The 23,136-nt window shown below is 32.8% G+C and carries 20 protein-coding genes; 3 read left to right on the top strand and 17 right to left on the bottom strand.

What is annotated here, in order from left to right; genetic code table 11:
* Positions 1–49: 49 nt before the first annotated feature.
* Together EG57_RS0201610 and EG57_RS0201605 are read left to right on the top strand one after the other, a co-directional pair.
* Positions 50–2,023 carry a YjhG/YagF family D-xylonate dehydratase gene (locus EG57_RS0201610; RefSeq protein ID WP_032075561.1) on the top strand — a complete coding sequence of 658 codons (1,974 nt, stop codon included), beginning with the start codon at positions 50–52 and terminating at the stop codon, positions 2,021–2,023.
* A gap of 45 nt (positions 2,024–2,068) precedes the next feature.
* Entirely contained in the window at positions 2,069–3,418 is a 1,350-nt protein-coding gene (locus tag EG57_RS0201605) for a gluconate:H+ symporter (RefSeq protein ID WP_032075560.1), read from the top strand.
* 173 nt (positions 3,419–3,591) lie between these two features.
* On the opposite strand, the gene EG57_RS0201600 is transcribed toward EG57_RS0201605, so the two are convergent.
* The 14 genes from EG57_RS0201600 to EG57_RS0201535 form a co-directional block, all read right to left on the bottom strand.
* A complete protein-coding gene (locus EG57_RS0201600; protein ID WP_052037712.1) occupies positions 3,592–4,035 on the bottom strand; it encodes a CGGC domain-containing protein in 444 nt (147 codons plus the stop codon).
* A 145-nt stretch (positions 4,036–4,180) separates the two neighbouring features.
* Positions 4,181–5,041 (bottom strand): MBL fold metallo-hydrolase, encoded by an 861-nt coding sequence (locus tag EG57_RS25120; RefSeq protein WP_052037711.1) that lies wholly within the window; start codon positions 5,039–5,041, stop codon positions 4,181–4,183.
* A gap of 90 nt (positions 5,042–5,131) precedes the next feature.
* Complete coding sequence (locus EG57_RS0201590; protein WP_052037710.1) at positions 5,132–5,482, bottom strand: ArsR/SmtB family transcription factor; 351 nt, start codon at positions 5,480–5,482, stop codon at positions 5,132–5,134.
* A 152-nt stretch (positions 5,483–5,634) separates the two neighbouring features.
* Positions 5,635–7,035, bottom strand: a complete 1,401-nt coding sequence (locus tag EG57_RS0201585; protein ID WP_032075559.1) for an amidohydrolase — start codon at positions 7,033–7,035, stop codon at positions 5,635–5,637.
* 133 nt (positions 7,036–7,168) lie between these two features.
* Positions 7,169–8,152, bottom strand: a complete 984-nt coding sequence (locus EG57_RS0201580; RefSeq protein WP_242859787.1) for an amidohydrolase family protein — start codon at positions 8,150–8,152, stop codon at positions 7,169–7,171.
* Between the two features lie 100 nt (positions 8,153–8,252).
* Entirely contained in the window at positions 8,253–9,185 is a 933-nt protein-coding gene (locus EG57_RS0201575; RefSeq protein ID WP_032075557.1) for an alpha/beta hydrolase, read from the bottom strand.
* A gap of 2 nt (positions 9,186–9,187) precedes the next feature.
* Entirely contained in the window at positions 9,188–9,646 is a 459-nt protein-coding gene (locus EG57_RS0201570) for a MarR family winged helix-turn-helix transcriptional regulator (protein ID WP_032075556.1), read from the bottom strand.
* Between the two features lie 76 nt (positions 9,647–9,722).
* Positions 9,723–10,718 carry an AraC family transcriptional regulator gene (locus EG57_RS0201565; RefSeq protein ID WP_032075555.1) on the bottom strand — a complete coding sequence of 332 codons (996 nt, stop codon included), beginning with the start codon at positions 10,716–10,718 and terminating at the stop codon, positions 9,723–9,725.
* Between the two features lie 353 nt (positions 10,719–11,071).
* Positions 11,072–12,334, bottom strand: coding sequence for an MFS transporter (locus tag EG57_RS0201560; RefSeq protein ID WP_032075554.1), 1,263 nt, complete (start codon positions 12,332–12,334; stop codon positions 11,072–11,074).
* Between the two features lie 17 nt (positions 12,335–12,351).
* The gene (gene rhaM, locus EG57_RS0201555; protein ID WP_032075553.1) at positions 12,352–12,666 is read right to left on the bottom strand and encodes an L-rhamnose mutarotase; all 315 of its coding nucleotides are present in this window, start codon (positions 12,664–12,666) and stop codon (positions 12,352–12,354) included.
* Positions 12,667–12,744: 78 nt separating this feature from the next.
* Positions 12,745–13,566, bottom strand: coding sequence for a rhamnulose-1-phosphate aldolase (gene rhaD, locus EG57_RS0201550; RefSeq protein ID WP_032075552.1), 822 nt, complete (start codon positions 13,564–13,566; stop codon positions 12,745–12,747).
* Between the two features lie 8 nt (positions 13,567–13,574).
* Complete coding sequence (rhaA, locus tag EG57_RS0201545; RefSeq protein WP_032075551.1) at positions 13,575–14,831, bottom strand: L-rhamnose isomerase; 1,257 nt, start codon at positions 14,829–14,831, stop codon at positions 13,575–13,577.
* Entirely contained in the window at positions 14,832–16,247 is a 1,416-nt protein-coding gene (gene rhaB, locus EG57_RS0201540; protein WP_032075550.1) for a rhamnulokinase, read from the bottom strand.
* A 315-nt stretch (positions 16,248–16,562) separates the two neighbouring features.
* Entirely contained in the window at positions 16,563–17,045 is a 483-nt protein-coding gene (locus EG57_RS0201535; RefSeq protein ID WP_341350097.1) for a LysR substrate-binding domain-containing protein, read from the bottom strand.
* A gap of 298 nt (positions 17,046–17,343) precedes the next feature.
* Between EG57_RS0201535 and EG57_RS0201530 the strand changes: the two genes are divergently transcribed.
* Complete coding sequence (locus EG57_RS0201530) at positions 17,344–18,291, top strand: NAD(P)-dependent oxidoreductase (RefSeq protein ID WP_032075549.1); 948 nt, start codon at positions 17,344–17,346, stop codon at positions 18,289–18,291.
* Between the two features lie 190 nt (positions 18,292–18,481).
* On the opposite strand, the gene EG57_RS0201525 is transcribed toward EG57_RS0201530, so the two are convergent.
* From EG57_RS0201525 to EG57_RS0201515, 3 genes are all read right to left on the bottom strand, one after another.
* Positions 18,482–20,452 (bottom strand): methyl-accepting chemotaxis protein, encoded by a 1,971-nt coding sequence (locus tag EG57_RS0201525; protein WP_032075548.1) that lies wholly within the window; start codon positions 20,450–20,452, stop codon positions 18,482–18,484.
* Positions 20,453–20,664: 212 nt separating this feature from the next.
* Entirely contained in the window at positions 20,665–21,963 is a 1,299-nt protein-coding gene (locus EG57_RS0201520) for an MFS transporter (protein WP_032075547.1), read from the bottom strand.
* A 215-nt stretch (positions 21,964–22,178) separates the two neighbouring features.
* Complete coding sequence (locus EG57_RS0201515) at positions 22,179–23,129, bottom strand: phosphoglycerate dehydrogenase (RefSeq protein ID WP_032075546.1); 951 nt, start codon at positions 23,127–23,129, stop codon at positions 22,179–22,181.
* Positions 23,130–23,136 lie beyond the last annotated feature (7 nt).

Below are 23,136 nucleotides of genomic sequence, written 5' to 3'. Positions count from 1 at the left end.
AAAATTTTTATATTGTATAAATTTAATATTATAGAGAGGAAGATTAACTATGTCATTAAAATCAATTTATGGTGAAGAAAAATTATCTTTATATAAAATTCAAACTCATGCGGAAGGACCAAAAGGGTCTCTTCCTCTTACTCCAAAATTGTTAAAGGATTCACCTAGTGGCAATATATTCGGAATGACTTTAAATGCTGGTATGGGATGGGAAGCATCTAAACTTTTAGGTGGAGATGTGTTAATACTTAGTACTCAAGGCGGAATTCGCAACAATGATGGTACTCCAATTGCTGTTGGATTACATACAGGGCACTTTGAATTAGGATTACAAATGAGTGCAGCAGCTGAAGAAATCAAAAAACTTGGTGGAGTTCCTTATGCTGCATATGTAACAGATCCATGCGATGGTCGTAGTCAAGGCACAACAGGAATGTTTGACTCTCTACCTTATCGTAATGATGCAGCTGTAGTATTTCGCCGTTTAATTCGTTCATTACCAACACGTCGTGCAGTAATGGGAGTGGCTTCATGTGACAAAGGCCTACCTGCCATGATGATAGCATTAGCATCCATGCATAATTTACCAACTATTATTGTTCCTGGTGGTGCAACACTTCAACCTATAAAAGGAGAAGATGCTGGAACTGTTCAAACTATTGGAGTTAGATTTGCTAACAATGAACTTTCTTTGGAAGACGCTTGTCGTCTTGGATGTAACGCTTGTGCTTCTGCTGGTGGCGGATGTCAATTCTTAGGTACAGCTGGTACTTCTCAAGTTATTGCTGAAGCACTTGGAATAGCATTACCTCACTCTGCATTAGCACCTTCTGGTCAACCAATATGGAAAGAAATTGCTAAACAGTCAGCTAAAGCAGTCTTAGACATGGCTGATAATGGAACAACTACAAAAGATATTATTACAGATAAAGCAATTGAAAATGCCATGGTAATTCATGCTGCTTTTGGAGGATCAACAAATTTACTTCTTCATCTACCAGCAATTGCATATGCTGCTAAATGTAAAGTTCCTACCGTTGAAGACTGGGCAAGAATTAATAAAAAGGTACCCCGTTTAGTAAGTGTTCTTCCTATTGGACCAGCTAATTATCCAACAGTTAGCGCATTCTTAGCCGGAGGAGTTCCTGAGGTTATGCTTCATTTAAGAAAACTTGGACTATTACACGAAGACGTTCTTACTGTTACAGGAGAAACGCTAGGAAATAACCTTGATTGGTGGGAAAAATCCCAAGCACGTACTGAGTGTAGAAAACGTCTACTTGAAATTGATGGAATTAATCCTGATGAAATTATCATGAATCCAACTCAAGCCAAAAATAGAGGACTAACATCAACAGTAACCTTCCCTATGGGAAATATTGCACCTGAAGGTTCAGTGGTAAAATCAACAGCTATTGATCCATCAGTTATAGATGATGATGGAATATTTAGACATACTGGAAAAGCTAAAGTTTTTACATCTGAAAAGGCAGCTATTAAAGCACTTAAAGATAGCGGTAAAATTAAAGCTGGTGACATAATGATTGTAATGGGTGGAGGCCCAATGGGAACAGGAATGGAGGAAACCTACCAATTAACTTCTGCTTTGAAAAAACTACCTTTTGGTAAACATGTTTCTTTAATTACAGATGCACGTTTTTCTGGCGTTTCCACAGGTGCTTGCTTTGGACATATAGGACCTGAAGCATTAGCAGGAGGTCCTATCGGAAAATTAAAGGATGGAGATATTATTGAAATAATAGTTGATACTAATAAACTTGATGGATCAATTAATTTCATTGGAACTGATAATAATGTAATTTCCTATGAAGAAGCAGCTAAAATCTTGGAATCACGTGAATCTCACCCAGATCTTAAACCTGATCCAGATCTTCCAGATGATACAAAATTATGGGCAGCACTTCAATCTGTAAGCGGTGGAACTTGGGGTGGAAGCGTATATGATGTAGATAAAATTATTGAAGTTCTTGAAGCTGGTAAGAGAGCATTAGGTACTAAATAACTATATATCCATATTAAAAAACAAAAGAAAGTGGGGGGAAATATTATGCCTTTATTAATGGTAGCGTTAGGCGTATTATTCTTAATTATATTAATTTCTCGTTTTAAATTAAATACATTTATTTCATTACTAGTTGTTTCATTTACTGTAGCTTTTGGATTAGGAATACCTCTTGGGAAAATTGTTTCAACTATTGAATCTGGTATAGGAGGAACACTTGGTCATATTGCTTTTATATTTGGCCTTGGTGCTATGCTAGGTAAATTAGTTGCTGATTCAGGTGGAGCACACCGTATTGCTATGACTTTAATTAATAAATTTGGTGAAAAACGGATTCAATTGGCTGTTGTAATTGCTTCATTTGTTGTTGGTATAGCAATGTTCTTTGAAGTAGGATTAGTTTTATTAATTCCAATTATATTCTCTATTGCAAGGGAATTAAAAGTTTCTCCAGTCTACTTAGGTATTCCTATGCTTGCTTCTTTATTAGTAACACATGCTTTTCTACCTCCACATCCAGGACCAACAGTAATAGCTGCAGCATATAAAGCAGATATTGGAACTGTTTTATTATATGGTATTATTGTAGCAATACCATGTGTTATTATATCAGGTCCTCTATTTACTATGGTTGCTAAGAAAATTATACCAAGTGCCTTTGAAAAAACTGGCAATATTGAATCTTTGGGTGAACAAAAAACATTTAGAGTAGAAGAAACACCTAGTTTTGGAGTCAGCTTGTTAACAGCAATGTTTCCCGTCATTTTGATGATGATTTCCACAATAATTTCAATGATACAAAAAACGGCAGGAATTAAAGGTAATCCATTTTTTACTACTGTTAGCTTTATTGGTGATCCAGATACTGCAATGCTTATATCTTTAATTCTAGCAATATATACAATGGGAGTAAGAAGGAAAATTCCAATTAAACAAGTTGCAGCTTCTTGCTCATCTGCAGCTTCGTCAATTGGAATGATGCTTTTAATCATTGGTGGTGGTGGTGCTTTTAAACAAGTACTTATAGATGGAGGTGTTGGTAAGTATATTGCTACATTATTCAATGGAACCTCTATATCACCTATACTACTTGCATGGATAGTTGCAGCAATTTTACGTATTTCTTTAGGATCTGCAACTGTAGCAGCTTTATCAACATCAGGTTTAGTTATTCCAATGCTTGCTAACTGTGGTCATGTTAATTTGGCTTTAGTAACACTTGCAACAGGATGTGGAAGTGCTATAGCCTCTCATGTAAACGATGCAGGCTTCTGGATGGTTAAAGAATATTTTGGTTTCAGTATGAAAGAAACATTCTCAACCTGGACTTTATTATCAACCATTTTATCAATAACAGGATTAATATTTATTTTGGCATTAAGTTTGTTTGTATAAATTCAAATTGATATGATGAAATCTATCTAAAAATTACTATTGAAATATATAATACATTTCAATAGTAATTTTTTATCGGCAAGCTCCCTTTTAAAAGTCCCTTAGAAGTTTGTATCTGTACAGAACCTTTTTATACCCCTTTGATAGATTCCCTTCTATAATATTTTTCAATACTAATCTGATGGCATATTTCTTCTAAATTCTTCAGTAATACCGTGACTGTTATTAGTAAGTATGCTTTTCAACATTATCTTCATAGTATCCAGTGACGTAGATTCATCTGTACCCATCACCACTTCTACATGTGGGTATGTTTCATTAATTACACTTTTATACTTTTGCACGAATGGGCAGAGTTTAACCATGCAGCTTGAAAAATGAATAGTATCTGCTTTACTTATTTCAACCAACGGTTTTACTTTAATTAAAATCTTTTCAAAAGCATAGAGTGTTGGACAACCAGCACAAGTGCTGAAGCCTACAATTTGTGATTCTTGATCATCCTTATAACGCTCAAACATTCCCTTGTTCTCATTGAATGATTTGAAACATCCTGCTGCTGCACAACTAAGTTCATTCTTTACATTGTTGCAACTCATAATTGCTATTCTAGCCATAAACTATTCCTCCATTTTTATATTTGATAATTTCAATGTCCAGCTTAAAATACTAATGTAGTACCAACATTGTTCGGTATAAATGCTTTAGGCATTGCTTGTTCAATTTTATGGATAGCAGACCATCCAGTGCAGTGTCCAGGCATCAAATAGGTTGGCCTGATTTTTTTAATTCATCTATTGTTATAGGAATAATTTTTTCAAAAGTTCCACCTGTTAAATGAAAGCCTCCTAATACAGCATAAACTTGTTGACAATTAGTTAATTTTTGAGCATAGTTAATAGTATTAATAAGTCCAGAATGACAACACCCAGTAATAACAACCAGCCCTTTTCCACGGACATTTATAATGACGCACTGATCATCTTTTACTAACGGATCATTTTCCCATCGACCATCACGTTTAGTATAGTGTACAGGGAATCCAGTTTCAAAATCCGTAGTTCGAGCAATTTCACCAGAGACAAGAACCATGTTATCAACTAAAAGGGTTGGATCAGCTTTGGCAACCAAATCAATTTTTTTCTGTTGCAAAACATTTAATTTTGGAGCCGAAACATCCACTTCATAACCACCTGGCATTATCAACTTTCTATCTAAAAAAGCATCAGGATGAAATATAATAGGTACTTGAGATGAGTCTAATTTTTCAATCAAACTAGGTAACCCCATGGTATGGTCAATGTGACCATGACTTAATACAATTGCCTTTATATCATTTACATTAATTCCTAATGTGTCTATATTATGCAATATACCATTTGAACTCACCCCTGTATCCAACAATATAGTTTCTTGTCTTTCCCCACATTTAATCTGGATTATCGCTGAAAACCCATGTTCTGCTATAAGTGTTGAAAAACCATCTTTTGTAGTAAGTGGAGCTTTAGACATATTAAATCTATGCACAATTTCATTACCTGTCATAAATGCATCAATGGTATTATCCATGAGTATAGTTATCTTTACTTCATCAACTTGTAATAATTGATTGTTTTCTTTCATAAGTATCTTCACTTCCTCTCTTCTTTATTTTTACTATATTTTCAAATAAGTCAATAAGCATACACTTATAGTCAAGACAGTATATTGTAATTACTTACATTTGTTATTATATGGGCATTTATCACAAGAAAAATCATATTGACATTTCTCAAAAGCTTTCTTAAACAGGTCATCTATATCCTTCTTGTATTCAATTAACACACCCAAATTAATTGTATAGAATACTCTAAAACCTTTACGATTCTCCTCAAGAATTCCAATATTCTTTAAAACCTTTATATGTTGAGACGCGGCAGGTTGAGAAATTCCCAGTTGTTGGGCTACATCAGAAACACAAAAAATTTCATTAGCATTGGAAGCAAGCATTTTTATTATTTTTAGTCTTTTCTCCTCACCAAGAGATTTGAGAACTTCGGCAGTATTTTTTAAATGATCTTTCATTAATATACCTCTTAATTATAAGTTTATAATTATACTATTATAATATATAGATTGTGTCAAGTAAAAGTTGGCAAATATTTAACTGAAGAAGTTCGATTGATGTTGGACTTCTTCAGTTGACACCTGAACAATTATCCTTCAGATATCATTAATCATCTCAATTTTACTTTATGCGGCACAGAATCGGCTCTAATATTAGCCTTATAATGAAGATCCAGATCCTTAAATTCTTTTTTGACCATTTGCATTAAATCATCATCAGTCATGAGCTCATAACATGCACCTGCTAATGTTTTCGAAGCAAACAGCATACCGTGCATACCTATGCCAGAGCCTGTGCATGCAGTAGCTTGCCATGTGTGAGTAAATACACCAATGGGCCATGTAGCACAGTAAAATGCTCCAAACGGATATACCCAGCTCGGATCCGCATCTCCAGAGATAGGTAATACTTTAGCATCCGATACTGGTACAATCTTATCCAGTAGATCCTTATCATAATATTCAGGTGGAATCTGGAATGCCTGTGCCCCCATAGTTTTATATTCCGGTATAAATTGATCGGTAATTTTTTTAGCAAAAGCGTAATCCTCATCAGTAAAGGATGGCCCATTGAGTTCATTCATATTTTTTACAAATAGATCTGCCAGCGTTTGATTCATGACCATATCATTACCTCCGCCAAGGACCTCAACATTTTCCAATGTAGTTCCAGTCATCATAGCCGCGCCTTTTGCCACATCAACAAGACGTGGAAATGCCTCATCCAGATATGACCGTTTTGGGGCCCTCATCATATACCAAGATTGACATCTGTCAGGTACGGTGTTTGGAGCAATCCCATTGCCAAGTATTGAGTAATGTAACATAACCTCGCGAGGAAGATGCTCACGCAGATAATTTGCACCAACATTCATCAATTCAACTGCATCAAGAGCGCTGCGACCTAAATGCGCCTGCGGTGCATGGGCAGTGAGTCCCTTGAAGCTAAACACTATGGAGGTAGATGCTAAACATGGCACACGCCAAGGGGTGTTGTTTGATGATGGATGCCAATACAGCAGTGCATCACAATTGTCAAAATATCCATCACGCAACATAAATAGTTTTCCTATGAGCTCTTCTTCTGCTGGGCATCCATAATAACGAATAGTACCGTGGATTTCTCCGCGTTCAATTGCTTCCTTGATTGCTATGACAGCACCCACGCCAGCCGTACCAAGCAGGTTATGACCACAGCCATGTCCATGACCGCCTTCTTCACGTACCTTTCTTTCCGGAATGGAATCCTGCGACAAACTTTCAAGCGCATCGTATTCTCCCAAAACGCCAATGACTGGTTTTCCGTTTCCATATTCAGCTATTAGCGCTGTTGGTAATCCATTAAGTCCAAGCGTTACCTTTAATCCAGCATCTTCTAGGACTTTTGCCTGTAAATTTGAAGCATATACTTCCTCAAGTGAGACTTCTGGATTTTCCCAGATATCTCGCGCCATTTTCGTCAGCATTTGGCTATTTCTATCAATGTTTTCCCAAATTTTTTTCTTTGACATAATACCTCTCCTTATTACTATAATATAAAAGTATCACTAAACTTCTAAACAAAAATAACTTTTAGCAAGAGTGTTGCATATACCACATAAATAAAATATTAGTAAATAGTTGGAATATTTATATGCATTAATCCTATAGTAACCTTGGAAATAATCGCAAGGCGTTTCCAAAGTCAATACATTGATGCTGCTCTTCAGTAAGTATTTCTGTTTTATCCAAGGCATCTTTTAATATAGTACATGCAGGTAGGGACGTGTATGGATAATCACTACCATATAGAAAATGATCAGTATCAACTATTTGCATTAAATCAGGCAACTGCCTAGGTAGACAAGCGCCAGCTAGGTCATAGTACAATCCTTTCAGTGCTGAGTAGACATCTATACTGTTATTTTCAATTTCCTCACCAAATACTGAAGGCATTATTTGAAGAGCAGGCGCAATTCTGTCAGCAAGTATAGTCATAAATGCTCCGGCATGTGGTATGATAAATTTAATATCAGCAAAACGCTTCATTATACCTTTCAGTATCATATTAGTGACAGTACGAGTTGTATCGAAGAAAAATTCCATCATTGGAACAGGCAACCCTTCAACAACATTGCTTGGGATGCTACTTGGCTTATTGGGATGAATTAGAACAACGGATTTATATCTGTTTAGTTCTTCAAATATTGGATCTAAACATTTATTTCCAAGATATACACCCCGTGTGTTAGTTGGTAATGCAAATCCATCAACATGTAAAATATCTATAGCATATTGAATTTCCTCTATACTATTTTCAATATCAGGCAGTGGCAAACTAGCAAATAATCCAAAACGTCCTGGGTATTTTGTTACAAGTTCTGCCCCATATTCATTAACTTTCCTGGCCAAGACTTTCGTAGAATTTTTATCTCCAAAGTTAATGTGAGGAGATGACAAAGAAAGCATAGATGTAGTAATGCCAAGACGATCCATAGTCTCCAAATGTTCTTTGGGAGTCCATGCAGGAGTTGGAAATCCATCCGGATTTTTTTCACCGCAATTCAACAGTGCTTCTCTATATGCTTCAGGTATATAATGCACATGAAGATCAATCTTTTTTATATTCTTTTTTTTAATAATATCCACTATATATACCTCCTGATTTTTATTTATTTATCTAAAAATTGTCATAATTGTATCACTATTTTTTCCTATACCGTAACAAAGACTTACCCCTGAAACAAAATTACAAATTAAAGGCTTCTCTTAATTTGGTACATACCAAATTAAGTGCATCACGTGCTTCTGGTAGAGTTCTTTGCATATTAAAAAAGCCGTGAATAATTCCATCATATCTTTTAAGACACACGTCAACACCAGCCTCCGATAAACACTTTGCATAATGCTCACCCTCATCTCGTAAAGGGTCATATTCCGAAGTAATAATACATGCATTAGGAAGATTTTTGAATGTTGCTGTAAATATCGGTGAAGCCATAGGATTCTCAGCCTCACTTAAGTCATTTAAATAATTGGGAACATAGTATTTTTCAATTTCCTCTGTTTCCAATCTATATCCCTTTGCATTTTCTTTCCTGGACAAAGGCTTCGTCTTCCCAAGTAGATCAAACATTGTATTAATCTCTATTTGATAGACAATCGGAAATTCATTCCTATCTCTTGATAACTGGGTAATTACTGCAGCAATAGTTCCTCCTACGCTGTCACCACCTACCGCAATTTTATTAGGTAATATATTCAATTCTTTTGCATTTTCATATACCCATCTAACAACCTGGTAGCACTCTTCCACAGGTTCTGGAAATTTGTGTTCTGGAGAAAGACCATAATCAATTGAAATCACTGTGCATTTCACATTATTTGTTATTTTTCGACAAATCGAATCGTAAACTTCAATACTTCCAAAAATAAATCCACCACCATGTATCCAGATAAATGCAGGATGGTCATCTTCAGTTTCAGGATTATAAATGCGAATTGGAGTGTCTCTTTTGGAAGTCTGAACAGTATGATTAATTACAGATCCAACCTCAATTACATCTCCTTTAAAATCATCCCAACTTTTCAGATAATAATCTCTAAATTCATCAATGCTCATAGAATACATACTGTGAAAGTCTGTTTTTAATAAATCGTTGAATATTGGATTTAGTGGCATTTTTATTCCCTTCTTTCATATTTGGATACTTCAGACAAATTTGCACTTATAGATTTTTCTGCCATAGTATGAAGTCCATTAAAAATTTCATCTTTCATTTCTATGTCCATTCCTTCTGTAGTATACTCCTCCCATCTTTTCAATATTGAATAAAAATACTCTTCATTTTTCTTTGCCATATCTGTTAAAAAAAGTTTTTTTGATCTTCTATCTTCTATTGTCACTTCTCGTAAAATAAAACCTTTTTCTTCCAGAGATTTGATTGATCTTGCTATTGCTGCTTTATCAATAAACATCATAGAAGATACATCCTCTTGATTAATTCCCTCATTATTATACAGATTCATTAAAAGAATGTACTCCGAAAAACTGATATTCATGCTGCTAACCGCTGCTGTAATATATGCCTGTGTTTGCCTATTAAATATACCAACACACCTTGCAAAGGATAATAAATTCACACTATCACCTCCTTAGTTGACTTGATCAACTATATTTTACTTCCAATAGTTGATCGTGTCAACTATAAAAGTTGAATTATAATAAATTTTTTCTATATTTATCAGGGGTCATACCAACATCTTCTTTAAATTGTTTATAAAAATAGCTTAAGTTGGAATATCCCACTTCCCTAATTATTTCTTCTATTGGAAAATTAGAATTTTTTAATAAATATTTTACTTTATCCAATTTTATTTTTTTCTGTAATTCTGTTAAAGTACTGCCAGTAACTTTTTTAATTAATTTTCCCATGTAATCCGTACTATAACTAAAATAATTAGCTAAATCTTTAAGATTTAAATCATTATAATTTTTGTCTATATACTTAACTATTTCTACACATATATTAGACTCCACTTTGTTAATAACACTTGATGGTAAATATTCATTATAACATCTTAAAAGTTCATTAAAAATTAGTACTATATAAGATCTTATAGCTGTCTCCATACCATTTTTATTTTCATAATACTCAATCAATATATTTATCATGAAATCCCACACTCTTCTATTTTTAGAAGTTTTAAAATACAGGAATTGTCTAAACTTGTTTTTATTATACAATGCTTTTACAATAAAATTTGATATTAAATCGTTATCTGCTATTTGATTCATAAATATCCAATTAAAGAATTCTTTTTTTATCAAAACATTTATTGCTATATCATTTTCTTGTGCTTCTTTTATACTATGTTCCACATTCATATCCATAAGAAGTATTTCGCCTTTTTTTATTTCTACATCCGTATTTTCGATAGTTTGCTTTATACTTCCTGAATAAACAAACATCATTTCAAGATAATCATGACTGTGTTTCTTAAATTCAATAAACCTATCATGTTTATGTATCGATATATCTTCTGAATTTTTCATAAGTTTAGAGTTATTAATAACCCAATAATCTTTTAATATTTCATTTGAAAAGCACTTTTCAATTTTTACCTTATCCTTCTTATTTTTTAATAATTTTTTAAGTTTTATTTCGCTGGGACTCAATTCTCTAAGACTTTTATCAAGATCCCTAACATTCAAAATATCACCCCATTAATATAAATTATTAGTCTTTAGCTTAACTTTATTAAAGCTATCTTTTCTATCACTAAAATTTAAATTTATGTCATAGGTCCTCTTGAACTTTTTTGAATTTTAAAACTCTAAATAATAAAAAATCATATAAACTACCACCTTTAAAATTTTAAAAAAATAATTGAATAATCACATAATTTTGATTATAGTTCTATACTATCGTATCTAAAACTATAATAAAAGTTAACCCTTTAATTAAACTCTAGCATATTATATTAATCTTATTATCTTAATAAAATTAACATAATGTACTAGAGCTTTCTACTTAGTTACTCAAAATATAAATTATTAAAAGCTTATTAATAACTGCTTGCATATCTTTGTCTTTCTATTTCTTCAACGCTCATTCCTCTAGTTTCAGGAGTATAAACTAGTCCAATTATTAATTGGATAGCTAAAACGGAAATCAGAAACAATCCAGTTTTTTGAAATCCGAATGCAGTCAACATAGTTGGAAAAACTAATGAAACTATACCAACTCCAGCACGTACTAAGAAAAATATAATTCCTTGCGCTTTTCCTCTATATTGAGTCTTAAACAACTCAACACTCCATAATGCAAAGAAACATTGTGCACTAAATCCTGCTGAAATTCCCCATAAAATATCAAAAATTATTAGTGAAACCCAACCCATAGGTGCAAATACAAGAACAGCCCATGCTAAAACTTCCATAACACATGCAACTGAAAACACCACTTTACGATTCCATTCATCGCCTTTTCTTATAAATACCAAATAAGTAAATAAAATTGTTAAAAACCATATAAGTATATTTAATGCATTTGATTGCAAATTATTTAAGTTGCCTATTTTGCTAAAAATGAATGGTAGGAAGTATCCCTGTAATCCAGCAACCAAATTCCATAAAGTATAAGTACCTGCAGCAAGAATAAATGCTTGCCTATTTGCCTTTATTGTAAATATTTCACTAGTAGGAGCTTTTACGAAATCTGTGGACTTCTCCTTTTCTTTTTGTTCTGTCCAAATTTTTGATTCCTCAATCTGCTGTTGTAAAATCCATGTAATAAGTGCAACTACAAATAATATTCCAAACATAATTCTGTTTCCTAAAAGTCCATGTTTGTTTAAAAAGATAGATAAGATAAATATAGTCATAGGTGCAAATCCCCATGAAAATTGACCCCATCCAATGTTTGCACACCGTTTTCCTGATGGAGCCTGTTCTCCTAAATAACTCCATGATGCAGGAACTACTGCGCCTACTGCTATACCTGTAATAATATATCCAATCAAAAGCATAGGAAAATTCATCGATAAAGTTATAAATAAAACTCCAATCATATATACAATTAAATCATATCTATATATAAATTTCCGTCCATATTTATCTGATAAAGGCCCCCCTATCAATGCTCCAAGTGCTGCGCCAAATCCATTTGCACTAACTGCTCCTAAAAGCCCAAGTGCCATATCATTTAAATGTAAGTAATTCATCCATAATGTTAATCCACTTGCACCTGCTACAATTGCACCTGCATCTAAAAAATTTGACATAGAAACAGTTATTGTTTCCTTAAATTTAGATTTTTCATTAGCCACTTAAATCCCTCCAATTATTAATCCATATGAAATACTTCTTTTAAATCAACCGATACAGGACTGTTATCTGCATTCGTTTTCATTATGTCCTTCATATAAGCCCACCATTTTTGGCATATTTCTGTTTCTGAACTTTTATTCCATTTTTCCTCGTCTTCTATTTCAATATAACCAAATAAAGTGTTAGTTTTTTTATCAAGAAAAATGGAATAGTTCTTTGCACCATATTCATGTATCATGTTAACCATTTCAGGCCAAATTTGACTGTGTCTTCTCTGATATTCTTCATGAAAACCTTCATATACCTTCATTACAATTCCTTTTCTAACCAATTTTATCCCTCCAATTTTTTAATTTCATAATTATTCAATAGCATTCTGCATCAAACTATATGATGCAGAATATAAAAACTACTTATATAGAAATTTTTCAGGTAAAGTTACATCAAATCCTTTTGCAAGATCTCTAAAATCATCTGCAGTTATAGTCTGTTTTTTTCCATCCATTGACAATACTTTTACAAGAATTTCCGCTGATTTTTCCACTGTATCCATAAGTCCGAAGGCAAGATCTAAGGTCTCACCTGCAACAAAAGTTCCATGATGAGCCCATATTACTACGTCAAATTCTTCCATCAGCTTACTGGTTTCTCTTGCAATTGCTGCTCCACCAGGAACCATCCATGGTACCACTCCAACTCCTGAAGGAAATACTACAGGACATTCTGTTGCCATTTCCCAAAGTTCCCTTGTAAACACCTTGCTATCAAGTGGCAAGACAAAAGTAAGTGCAATCAAATTAGTAGTATGAGAATGATATATGACTTTATTTTTTCCGCCTGTAGCTTCTTTCTTTACTGAATGGCTCATAAGATGAGAAGGAAACTCACTTGTAGGTTTTGCACCATTTAAAAGTCCCCAAACTATCTTATAGTTTTCACCTTTATCATCTATCTTTGCTATACCTATATTAGCTTCAGGATCAAGTATTACATTTCTCATATATTTTCCGCTTCCAGTCACAAGAAAATATTCATTGGCCAAATTAGGAACAGATACTCCTATTGGGATAAACTCTGAGTTTTCATTGAGTTGATACTTTACATCTCTTATTTCATCTTCTCCTATTCTATAACTCAAGTTTCCTCCGTTTCGTTCATGCCATCCTTTAAGCCATGCATCATAAGTTATCTTTATATAATCCTTTACAAATTTTACATCTTCAACTTTCATTCTTATCCCTACTTTCTCTTTGACAATTCCTCTTTCTCATAATTTTTAACTTCATCCATCCATGCTTCTTTAACAGGTACATTATTTACCTTACAATAATAATCCCATATATCACCCATTGGATATGTCTTGAATTCTTCCATTAAGGCAAGTCTGTCAGTATAATTTCCTTCATCTTGAAGTTCTTTTAATTTTCTATTTGGAAGAAGCATGGCATTTAAAAGTGCTTTTAGCATATTTCTTGTTCCAATAATCCAAGCAGCTATTCTATTTATGCTTGCATCAAAGAAATCAAGACCTATTATTACTCTATCAAGAGCATCATTTCTTACTACTTCCTTTGCAAGTTCTTTAAGCTCATCATCCAAAACTATAACGTGGTCGCTGTCCCAACGAACCGGTCTACTTACATGAAGAGCAACTTTATCTGAGAATAAAAGCATTGAGGAAATTTTATCTGAAACTACTTCTGTAGGATGATAATGTCCTGTATCCATTAAGCACAACACATCATTTTTAGCTGCAAAGTTCATATAAAATTCACTTGAACCAACTGTATAAGATTCAGCTCCTATTCCAAAAACCTTTGATTCTACAGAATCAAGATTGTATTTTTTATCTATTTTTTCTTTAAATATTTGTTCTAAAGAATCTTTAAGACGCTGTCTTGGCCCAAGTCTGTCACTTGGAATATCTTTATATCCATCTGGTATCCATAGATTTGTCAAAGAAGGTTGTCCAAGTTCTTTTCCAAGGTATTCTCCAATTTTTCTCGAAGCAATACAGTGCCTTATCCAAAAATCACGAATTTCTTTGTTGGGATGAGAAAGTGTAAGACCATCGTCTGCCTTTTCATGAGAAAATATTGTAGGGTTAAAATCAAGTCCCAATCCATTTTTCTTGGCCCATGAAACCCAGTTCTTAAAATGTTCAGGTTTTATCTCATCCCTATCTACAAACTTTCCATCAGTTTCAGCATATATTGCGTGAAGATTGACTTTATGTTTTCCAGGAATAAGACTAAGAGCCTTATCAAGATCTTTTCTAAGTTCTTCTGCATTTCTTGCTTTACCTGGATAATTTCCAGTCGCTGCAATTCCTCCTGACAATTCTTTTTGATTTACTTCAAATCCTGAAATATCATCGCCTTGCCAACAGTGTATTGATATTTTTACTTTTTTAAGATCTTCTAAAGCTTTGTCAACATCTATTCCCCATTTTTCATATTCCTTCTTTGCCAATTCATATTTTTCCTTAATACTCATTTAATTTACCTCCAATTGTTTATTGAATTTTTTTATATCAAAAGATTTTTTTATTAATTGTCTTACTTCACTTAAATTTTTACATATCCCAAGACTTAATACCTGTGCCGAAATATTTCCTATTGCAGTTGCTTCTGATGGTCCTGCAAAAACTTCTTTTCCACTCACCTCTGCAACTAATTCGTTTAGCAGATCATTTTTACAACCTCCACCAAAAATATTTATCCTTTTAAATTTTTTTTCAAATATTTCCTCTAGAGATTCTACTGAAGATTTATAACTGTAAGCCAAACTATTGAAAACACAAAATGCAATTTCACCTATATCCTCTGGAATATCTTGATTTGTCTCAGCACAATAATTCTTTATTTCCTGAATCATATTTTTAGGTTTCAAAAATCTATCATCATCTACATTGATTATTGATTTAAAATTTCTATATTTTCTTGCTATTTCCGCTATTTCTGCAAAGCTGTATTTATTATCAATATTTCGTCTAACCTCTTGAATAATCCAAAGACCCATTATATTCTTCAAGAACCTATATCTATAATCGATTCCACCTTCATTTGTAAAATTGTAATCCATAGCTTGAGGAACACATATAGGGAAATGGTTTTCAACGCCAATAAGTGACCATGTTCCAGAGCTTAAAAATATACTGTCATCATCATTACACACTGAAGCTATAAAAGCTGATCCTGTATCATGTGATGCTGCCAATATAACTTCTGAATCAAAGCCAAACTCTTCAACAAATTCTTTTCTTAGCCCTCCCAATTTTGTTTTAGGAAGCCTTATCTCAGGAAACATATTTTTATTTATTCCAAAGGTATCTAAAATATTGTAATCCCAAGTTTTATCAAAAGAACTCAAAAGCTGAGTTGTAGAAGCATTAGTATACTCTGCCGTTTTTTTACCTGTAAGTAAAAAATTCAAATAATCAGGAATCATTAAAAAGGTCTTTGCTCTCTTAAGATAATCACTATGTTTTTCCTTTATAGAAAGCAATTGATATAGTGTATTAAATCTCTGAAATTGAATTCCAGTATATAAATAGAGCATATCTTTCGGTATTTTTTCAAAAGCTTTTTCCATAAAACCTTCAGTCCTATCATCCCTGTATGATACTGCATTTCCTATTAAGTTATCCTTTTCATCCAGCAATACAAAATCAACACCCCAAGTATCTATTCCTATAGTCTTTGGAATTTCACCAATAGTTCTGCATTTTTTTATTCCATTTTTAACTTCACTGAACAATCTCTCAACGTCCCAGCAATATTCGTCATTTACTTTTTTTATTCCATTTTCAAATCTATATATTTCTTCAATTTGCAATTTCCCTTTTTCTATATGAGATAATATGTGTCTTCCACTGGAAGCACCAATATCTATACCCAAATAATATTCCATAACTTATAACTCCTTATTGAAAATACATAATAAATTTCATTCTCTGAATTCAATTATATCTTCAATTAATCGTTATCACAGTATCATAAAAAGGTTTACTCATTATCAAAATCCGTTCAATATTTATCTTTTTTACGAGTTTAAAAAAGCATAAAAAAAGTACAGCACCGCGGGTGTACTTACTTTTTATGCTTTTTTTGTACATAGATAAAAATTAGGAGAATAAAAAAATGAATGCAAGTGCAGTAATTGAAGTATTACCAAAGGATTGAAGGATAAGAAACCATTGAATATATAGCTAATACTAGTGGGATGCTATGGCGCCTTTTCGGAATTCTCCTCTTTTATTGCGCTGCACAACGTTATAAAACTATTTATATATTCTGTTAAATGTTTGTTTTTATGATAGGAAATATAGAACTTCCTTATGAAACTAGATTCTTTTAAATTTATTTTTGCAATTTTTCCGTTTTTCAACTCATCTTGTATTACATATTGAGATAAAAGCGTTATTCCCTTATTATGCTTTACAGCTTCTTTTATAGAATCAATACTTTTGCAAACCCATGTAACATTAGGAGTAATATGCCATTTATCAAAAACATCTTGAATCATTTTTTGAGTTCTACTTCCATGTTCACGGGCTATTATCGCTTCTGAACACAATTGCTTAATTCTAACTGTTTGTCCAGCGAGGGGATTTTCAGTATGACAAACAAGCATTAGTTTATCATCTAAAAAATCAATATATGTTAACTCACAGTAAGGAGAATCCATTTGAATAATGACTATATCCAAATCATATGATAATATCTTTTGTTCTATGAAGGAGCTTTTTCCTCTGAAGATTATGCGTTTGCCGAAATTAAAGGTATTTATTTAAATACGAAAGACGTACGAACTCACGGCTCCCTTTATGAAAGGGAAATAACTTTAGCAGCAATTAATCCTGCTGCGTCAAAAGAAAAATATCAATTCAATAAAGATATAACTTCAAATCTTTTGCAATTGTTATCTAGGTAGCAGTGTAGTAGAATAGCAATTATCAAATGGATAAATTTTATGAATATATATCGACATGAAAGGTGGTTTATCAATGAAAATTCTCATAGTTGGATATTTTACCGAGACCTCAAAATCACATATTATAAAGCATTTTCCAGAAGACTGGGACATTGTAATTCTCCCACCAGGAAAAGAAATGCTGCATCATATTGAAGATTGCCAGGTAATCATACCTGAACATATTAAAGTGGATAGCAGCCTGCTTTCTATGGCCAAAAAATTAAAATTGGTACAGACTGGTGCTGGATTTGATAATGTAGATATCGATGCCTGCACACAATTTGGTATTTGGGTGGCCAATGCTGCAGGAGTGAATTCACAGGCAGTGGCTGAGCACGTAATGGCACTGATATTCTCTTATTATAAAAACATACCGTTTCTTGATTCTTTTATGAAAAACAAGATGGATGAAAATCAATTGAACTATACAGGGAGTGAATTAAAAGGCAAAACCATTGGAATTATCGGCTTGGGCTCCGTCGGTAAAAAAGTAGCTGAATTTTGCAGGGTTTTTGATATAAATGTGCTGGCTTATACTAGAAATCCTGTTGTACAGTCTGACAGTTTTGTGAAAATGACGAATTTCGATACTCTTGTAAGGGAATCGGATATAGTAAGTGTACATGTGTCTTTAAATCATCAGACCAAAGATCTAATCAACAAAGCAGTATTCAAGAAAATGAAAAATACCGCACTTTTTATCAATACAGCCCGAGGCGGGATTGTCAATGAAAAAGACTTGATAGATGCATTAAAAAAAAGGAGTATTTCAGGCGCATGCCTAGATGTATTTGAATCTGAACCACTTCCAATTGACAGTGAGCTGCGGAATCTTAGCAATGTAATACTTACTCCACATACAGCAGGTATGCCTGACGGCCTGAAATTCCACAAAAAAAGGTATGATTTCTTTGTGAATAATATAAAACGCATAGAAAATGGTGAAGAACCTGAAAGCACCCTCAATCAGTTATTATAGTTTCAGTATAATAGAAATAAGAGTCCTTTATTCTACTTTGTATCTGGATATGATATTTATAAAGGCTATAAAGCATTGATACTTTATAGCTTTTAAGACGTGAAATTCGTATAATCTTCACTAACTACTATTAAATAAAAACAGGCTACATTTAATTCTTTCTCAATTAAATCATATGTCTCTATATTTACTACATAGTCTTAAACATATTAATTAATTTCTCAAGATTTTCTGCCATTTCACCAAAATTTTGAGTCAATGCTGTTATTTCCTCAATTGAAGCCACATGCTCTTCTGTCGCAGCAGATATGCACTGCGTATCTGAACTTAATTCTTCTGAAATTTTGACTATTGTATTTAAATTATTGGATACTTCTTTCCCTTCTTTATTCATAGATTCTATTGAGCTGTTTACTGATTCCATGTTCCCTGAAATTTCCTTAATAGCTTTGAATATTAACTTAAAATAAGTATTTGCCTCATTTATTACTTCTGAACCACAAGTTACTTCATTTACACCTTTATTTATTACAGCAACTATATTCTCCGTTTCTTTATGAATCCCATTTGTTATGTTACTTACTTGTCCAGTAGCAATCTTAGTTTGTTCAGCTAAGTTCCTAACTTCATCTGCAACAACTGCAAAGCCTTTCCCATGCTCACCAGCACGAGCGGCCTCAATAGCAGCATTTAACGCTAATAAATTTGTTTGCTCAGATATATCTTTTATAACTTTCGTAATTTGTTCTATTGCTTTTGCATGTTCTCCTAGTTTATTTATTACTACAGCAGTGTCATTAACTGCATACTGAATATCTTTCATACTTGTGTTTACTTTTAACAATTCATTCCTTCCCTTTTCAGAATAGGCAGATGCATCATTAACTACCTCCGAAACAGCATTAGATTTTTTACTTATATCTATCATTGTTTTATCCAAGTTACTCATATTAGTGCTTATTTTATTTATACTACAATTTACAAGCAACGTCTTTTCTGTAATTCCGCTAACACTATTTGCAGTGTTAGAAGCAACTTTGGTTTGCTGATCGCAAACACTAATCATTTCTTTAGATGATTGCGAAACTCTTAAAGCATATTCTTTAACTTTATCTACTAATTCTTTCAAATTAGTTAACATTTTTTCAAAAGCTTTGCCTAATGTGCCTAACTCATCTTTTGACTTTATGCTTATATCTTTAATCCTTAAATCTCCTTCTGCAATGCCATTTGCTGCAGACACTAGTGCTAGGATTGGTTTAGTTGCCTTACTAGATAACAAGTAAATTACAATACAAGTAATAACTAGTATCACCAAACCTATTAGAGAAGTAGTTATTGAATCTTGTATACTTTTTTGAACCGCTATACTATATGAAATTTCTGCACATATAAGCCACCCAGTTTTATCATCCTTAATATAGCTTACTAATTCACTCTTACCATTAATGGTAACTTTCATTGAACTACTATTCCCTGCTAACCCCTTCTTTACAAATTCGAATCCACTTAAATCTGCACGATCACCTAGATTACCTACTTTTTGTGTAGGATGAGCTATCATCTTACCATACTGGTCCAAAATGTATACTGTAACATCACCTTTCGAGAGCTCTTTAACAAAATTATTTAACATATCAAGTTCAATAGTCCCCTGTAATACACCTATTACATGTCCATTCTCACTATCTCTTATCGGTGTGGCCAGTATAGTTTGAAGTTTTCCTGTAGACTTACTTGCAAGAACATCGGATACAACCTCTTCTCTTCCTTTAATAGCCAATTGAAAAAAATCACGATCCTGTATATTGACAAACGCTGAGGTTTCTGTTTTTACAAATTGTTGACCATTGGGATTAGTGAGTGAAATTGCAAAAAAATCCGGGTATACTTTTTTAGCTTCTAGAATAATTGGTCTTATTTTTTCTATATCACAAGATCTAATAATGGGATTTTTCGCCAAAACCCTTACACCTGATAAATCTTTATCAATTAAATTAAATATCTTTTGCTGAACCACTTGTGCTTTCCTCAAATTTTCTGACATAATACTTTCTGTGATAGTTCTTTGAGAAAAATGTAAACTAATAACAATAAAAATTATAAGCGGAAAAGAACTTGCTAGAAAAAGTGCTGCTGTTAATTTTTTCTTAATACTCATATATTATCCCCCTAGTATCTTTTCATAGTTTTTATCTTAAAACTAAGTGCAATATCACATTGTTTCTTTTTAGACATCCCTTAATATCTTGCTGTAAGTATTAAATTAACATTTACACAATGTTATAATTAAATTCTAAAAATAAAAAGCTTTCCCTAATATACACATAACTAAGAAAAGCTTTTATTGCATGTAAAAATTGTTTATTATAATTAAGCTACAGTATATGCTTGATCTTTAGGTTCAATTCTTTCCACTTTACCTAAAAGGAATACATAATTAATAATTCCAAGTACAATTAAACCAGCTGAGAATAGTAATGCAGGCACAAATGAACCAGTAGCTGTAACAATAAATCCAGTAATGATAGGTCCTACTACTCCTCCCATATTAGAAACTGTATTTTGCATTCCAGCAACTATAGATGTCATATTTTTAGGTGCAACATCTCCAGGTAATGCCCATACTTGAGAAGCCGCTATAGTATTACCCGACTTAGCAATACACAATAATGCAACTGCCAATGCTGCAGAGTGAGTGAACGCTGCTACACCTATAAATGATGCCATAAGTAAACCAATTATTAAGAATAGTTTTCTAGTTGCAGTTAAAGAAAGCATCCCTTTTGAATAAACCTTATCTGATGCCCATCCAGCTGCTACTTCTGCAATCATTGCACATATTAAAGGTAATGATGCTGCAAATCCCATTTGCATTAAATTCATGCCTCTTTCCTTAACTAAATATGTAGGTAACCAAGTAATAAAGAAATATGAATTATAGTTAATCATGAAAAATCCAATACACATTGCCCAAATATTTTTATATTTTAAAAGCTCATACCATTTCATAGGCAGCTCTTTTTTACCTTCTTCTTCCTTATCCATTCCTTCATAAATGTAATTTAATTCAACTTCATTTACGCCTTTATGCTCTTTAGGAGTTTCTTTAAAATATAAAAGCCAGATCACAGTCCATACTATACCAAGTGAACCTATGATTGCAAAAGTCATTTTCCAACCATAACTTACTATAAGCCATGTTATTAGCGGCATAGCAACGGCTCCTCCAAATTTGGAACCACTATCAAAAAGCCCTGAAACTGTAGCACGCTCTTTTTTAGGAAACCACTTTGCTGTAATACCTGCATTACTTGGATATGCTCCTGCTTCCCCCACACCCAAGCCAACACGTAATCCTAACAAAGACTTAAATCCTACTCCTAATCCAGTAGCAGCAGTCATCACTGACCACCAACCAACAGCAAAACCTAAAGTCTTTTTTTGACCAAATTTGTCTGCAAACCATCCAGCTGGGATTTGCAAAAGTGCATATGACCAGAAAAATCCTGACATAAGAATACCCATTTGCGCAGATGTTAAACCATATTGTTTGGTTATTTGTGTAGCTGATGCTGAAAGAACTGTACGATCGATATAGTTAATAGCTATTGCAGCCCACATTAAACCAGCTACAATCCAACGAACATTTGATCTTTTATTATTCTCCATAAATTTCCCTCCTAAATTTAATATTTTAAACCTTTTGTAATCGTATTCTTACATGTTAAAATCTTCCCCATATTCAGCATAGAAAACCGTTCATTTATAATTAGATAAACAACATCTTAACATATATCAACAAGTTTATAAGTTATCACTTTATTGAATATTCTTAATTTTTTTGCTATTTTTCTGCTGAATATGGGGTAAACTGTTTAAAACTATTAAAGGTTATTTACAACAAAATTAGGTTTTTCATTATTTATTAGTACATTAACAATATTTTTTACACAAGTCATTCCAAGTGCATCAGTAGCTCCAGCTGTATATCCTGCGATGTGAGGTGTTGCAATTAAATTAGGTAATTCAAACAATGGATGGGACTTTAAAGGTTCTTCTTCAAATACATCCAAGGCTGCTCCTGAAATTACACTTTCTTTTAATGCTTTATAAAGATCTTCTTCTACAACAATTCCACCTCTTGAGGCATTAACTAAATATGAACTTTTTTTCATCAATTTAAGTTTTTCATAATTAATTAAACCTTTAGTACTATCTAAAAGCGGAATATGAATTGAAACAAAATCGCTTTGCTTTAATAATTCATCTATTGTTACAAATTTAATTCCATTTTCAGCTGCAAACTTTTCGTCTGGATAAGGATCATATGCTACTATGTTCATACTGAATCCCTTTGCTCTAAATGCAACTTCCTTACCTATATTTCCAAGTCCAACAATTCCTAAAGTTTTACCATAAACATCAGTTCCAAATATTCTTGGCCATTCACCTTTCTTTGTTAAATTGTTAGCTTGAGGAATTTGTCTTGCCGAAGCAAGCATAAGTGTAAAAGCAAAATCTGCAACAGCATGTTTATTGGCATTAGGTACATTTGTTACATATATATTTTTCTTTTTCGCTGCTTCTACATCAATGTTGTCAACTCCAACTCCATGTTTACATACAATTTTTAAGTTTGGAGCATTTTTCAATACGTTTTCATTGATTTGAGTAAATGCAACTATTAATGCATCAACATCATGTATTTTTTCTATAAATTCATCCTCAGCAATATCTGCTGGTAAGTAACTTACTTCTATACCATTTTTATTTAACAACTCAATAGGTTCTTTTGAATACTTTGCAAATGAAGGTGATGTAGATATAACTTTCATTTTTTAC

Origin of the sequence: Clostridium drakei (genome assembly GCF_000633595.2) — a bacterium.
Taxonomy (GTDB): Bacteria; Bacillota; Clostridia; order Clostridiales; family Clostridiaceae; genus Clostridium_AM; species Clostridium_AM drakei.
The sequence above is the reverse complement of the archived record's forward strand: the minus strand, read 5'-3'. Positions and strand labels throughout refer to the sequence as shown.

Excerpts from the sequence above, each read along its gene's own strand:
- EG57_RS0201610 (WP_032075561.1), top strand. The coding sequence starts at position 50 with ATGTCATTAAAATCAATTTATGGTGAAGAAAAATTATCTTTATATAAA.
- EG57_RS0201605 (WP_032075560.1), top strand. The coding sequence starts at position 2,069 with ATGCCTTTATTAATGGTAGCGTTAGGCGTATTATTCTTAATTATATTA.
- EG57_RS0201600 (WP_052037712.1), bottom strand. The coding sequence starts at position 4,035 with ATGGCTAGAATAGCAATTATGAGTTGCAACAATGTAAAGAATGAACTT.
- EG57_RS25120 (WP_052037711.1), bottom strand. The coding sequence starts at position 5,041 with ATGAAAGAAAACAATCAATTATTACAAGTTGATGAAGTAAAGATAACT.
- EG57_RS0201590 (WP_052037710.1), bottom strand. The coding sequence starts at position 5,482 with ATGAAAGATCATTTAAAAAATACTGCCGAAGTTCTCAAATCTCTTGGT.
- EG57_RS0201585 (WP_032075559.1), bottom strand. The coding sequence starts at position 7,035 with ATGTCAAAGAAAAAAATTTGGGAAAACATTGATAGAAATAGCCAAATG.
- EG57_RS0201575 (WP_032075557.1), bottom strand. The coding sequence starts at position 9,185 with ATGCCACTAAATCCAATATTCAACGATTTATTAAAAACAGACTTTCAC.
- rhaD (WP_032075552.1), bottom strand. The coding sequence starts at position 13,566 with ATGAAAGTTGAAGATGTAAAATTTGTAAAGGATTATATAAAGATAACT.
- rhaA (WP_032075551.1), bottom strand. The coding sequence starts at position 14,831 with ATGAGTATTAAGGAAAAATATGAATTGGCAAAGAAGGAATATGAAAAA.
- rhaB (WP_032075550.1), bottom strand. The coding sequence starts at position 16,247 with ATGGAATATTATTTGGGTATAGATATTGGTGCTTCCAGTGGAAGACAC.
- EG57_RS0201530 (WP_032075549.1), top strand. The coding sequence starts at position 17,344 with ATGAAAATTCTCATAGTTGGATATTTTACCGAGACCTCAAAATCACAT.
- EG57_RS0201525 (WP_032075548.1), bottom strand. The coding sequence starts at position 20,452 with ATGAGTATTAAGAAAAAATTAACAGCAGCACTTTTTCTAGCAAGTTCT.
- EG57_RS0201520 (WP_032075547.1), bottom strand. The coding sequence starts at position 21,963 with ATGGAGAATAATAAAAGATCAAATGTTCGTTGGATTGTAGCTGGTTTA.
- EG57_RS0201515 (WP_032075546.1), bottom strand. The coding sequence starts at position 23,129 with ATGAAAGTTATATCTACATCACCTTCATTTGCAAAGTATTCAAAAGAA.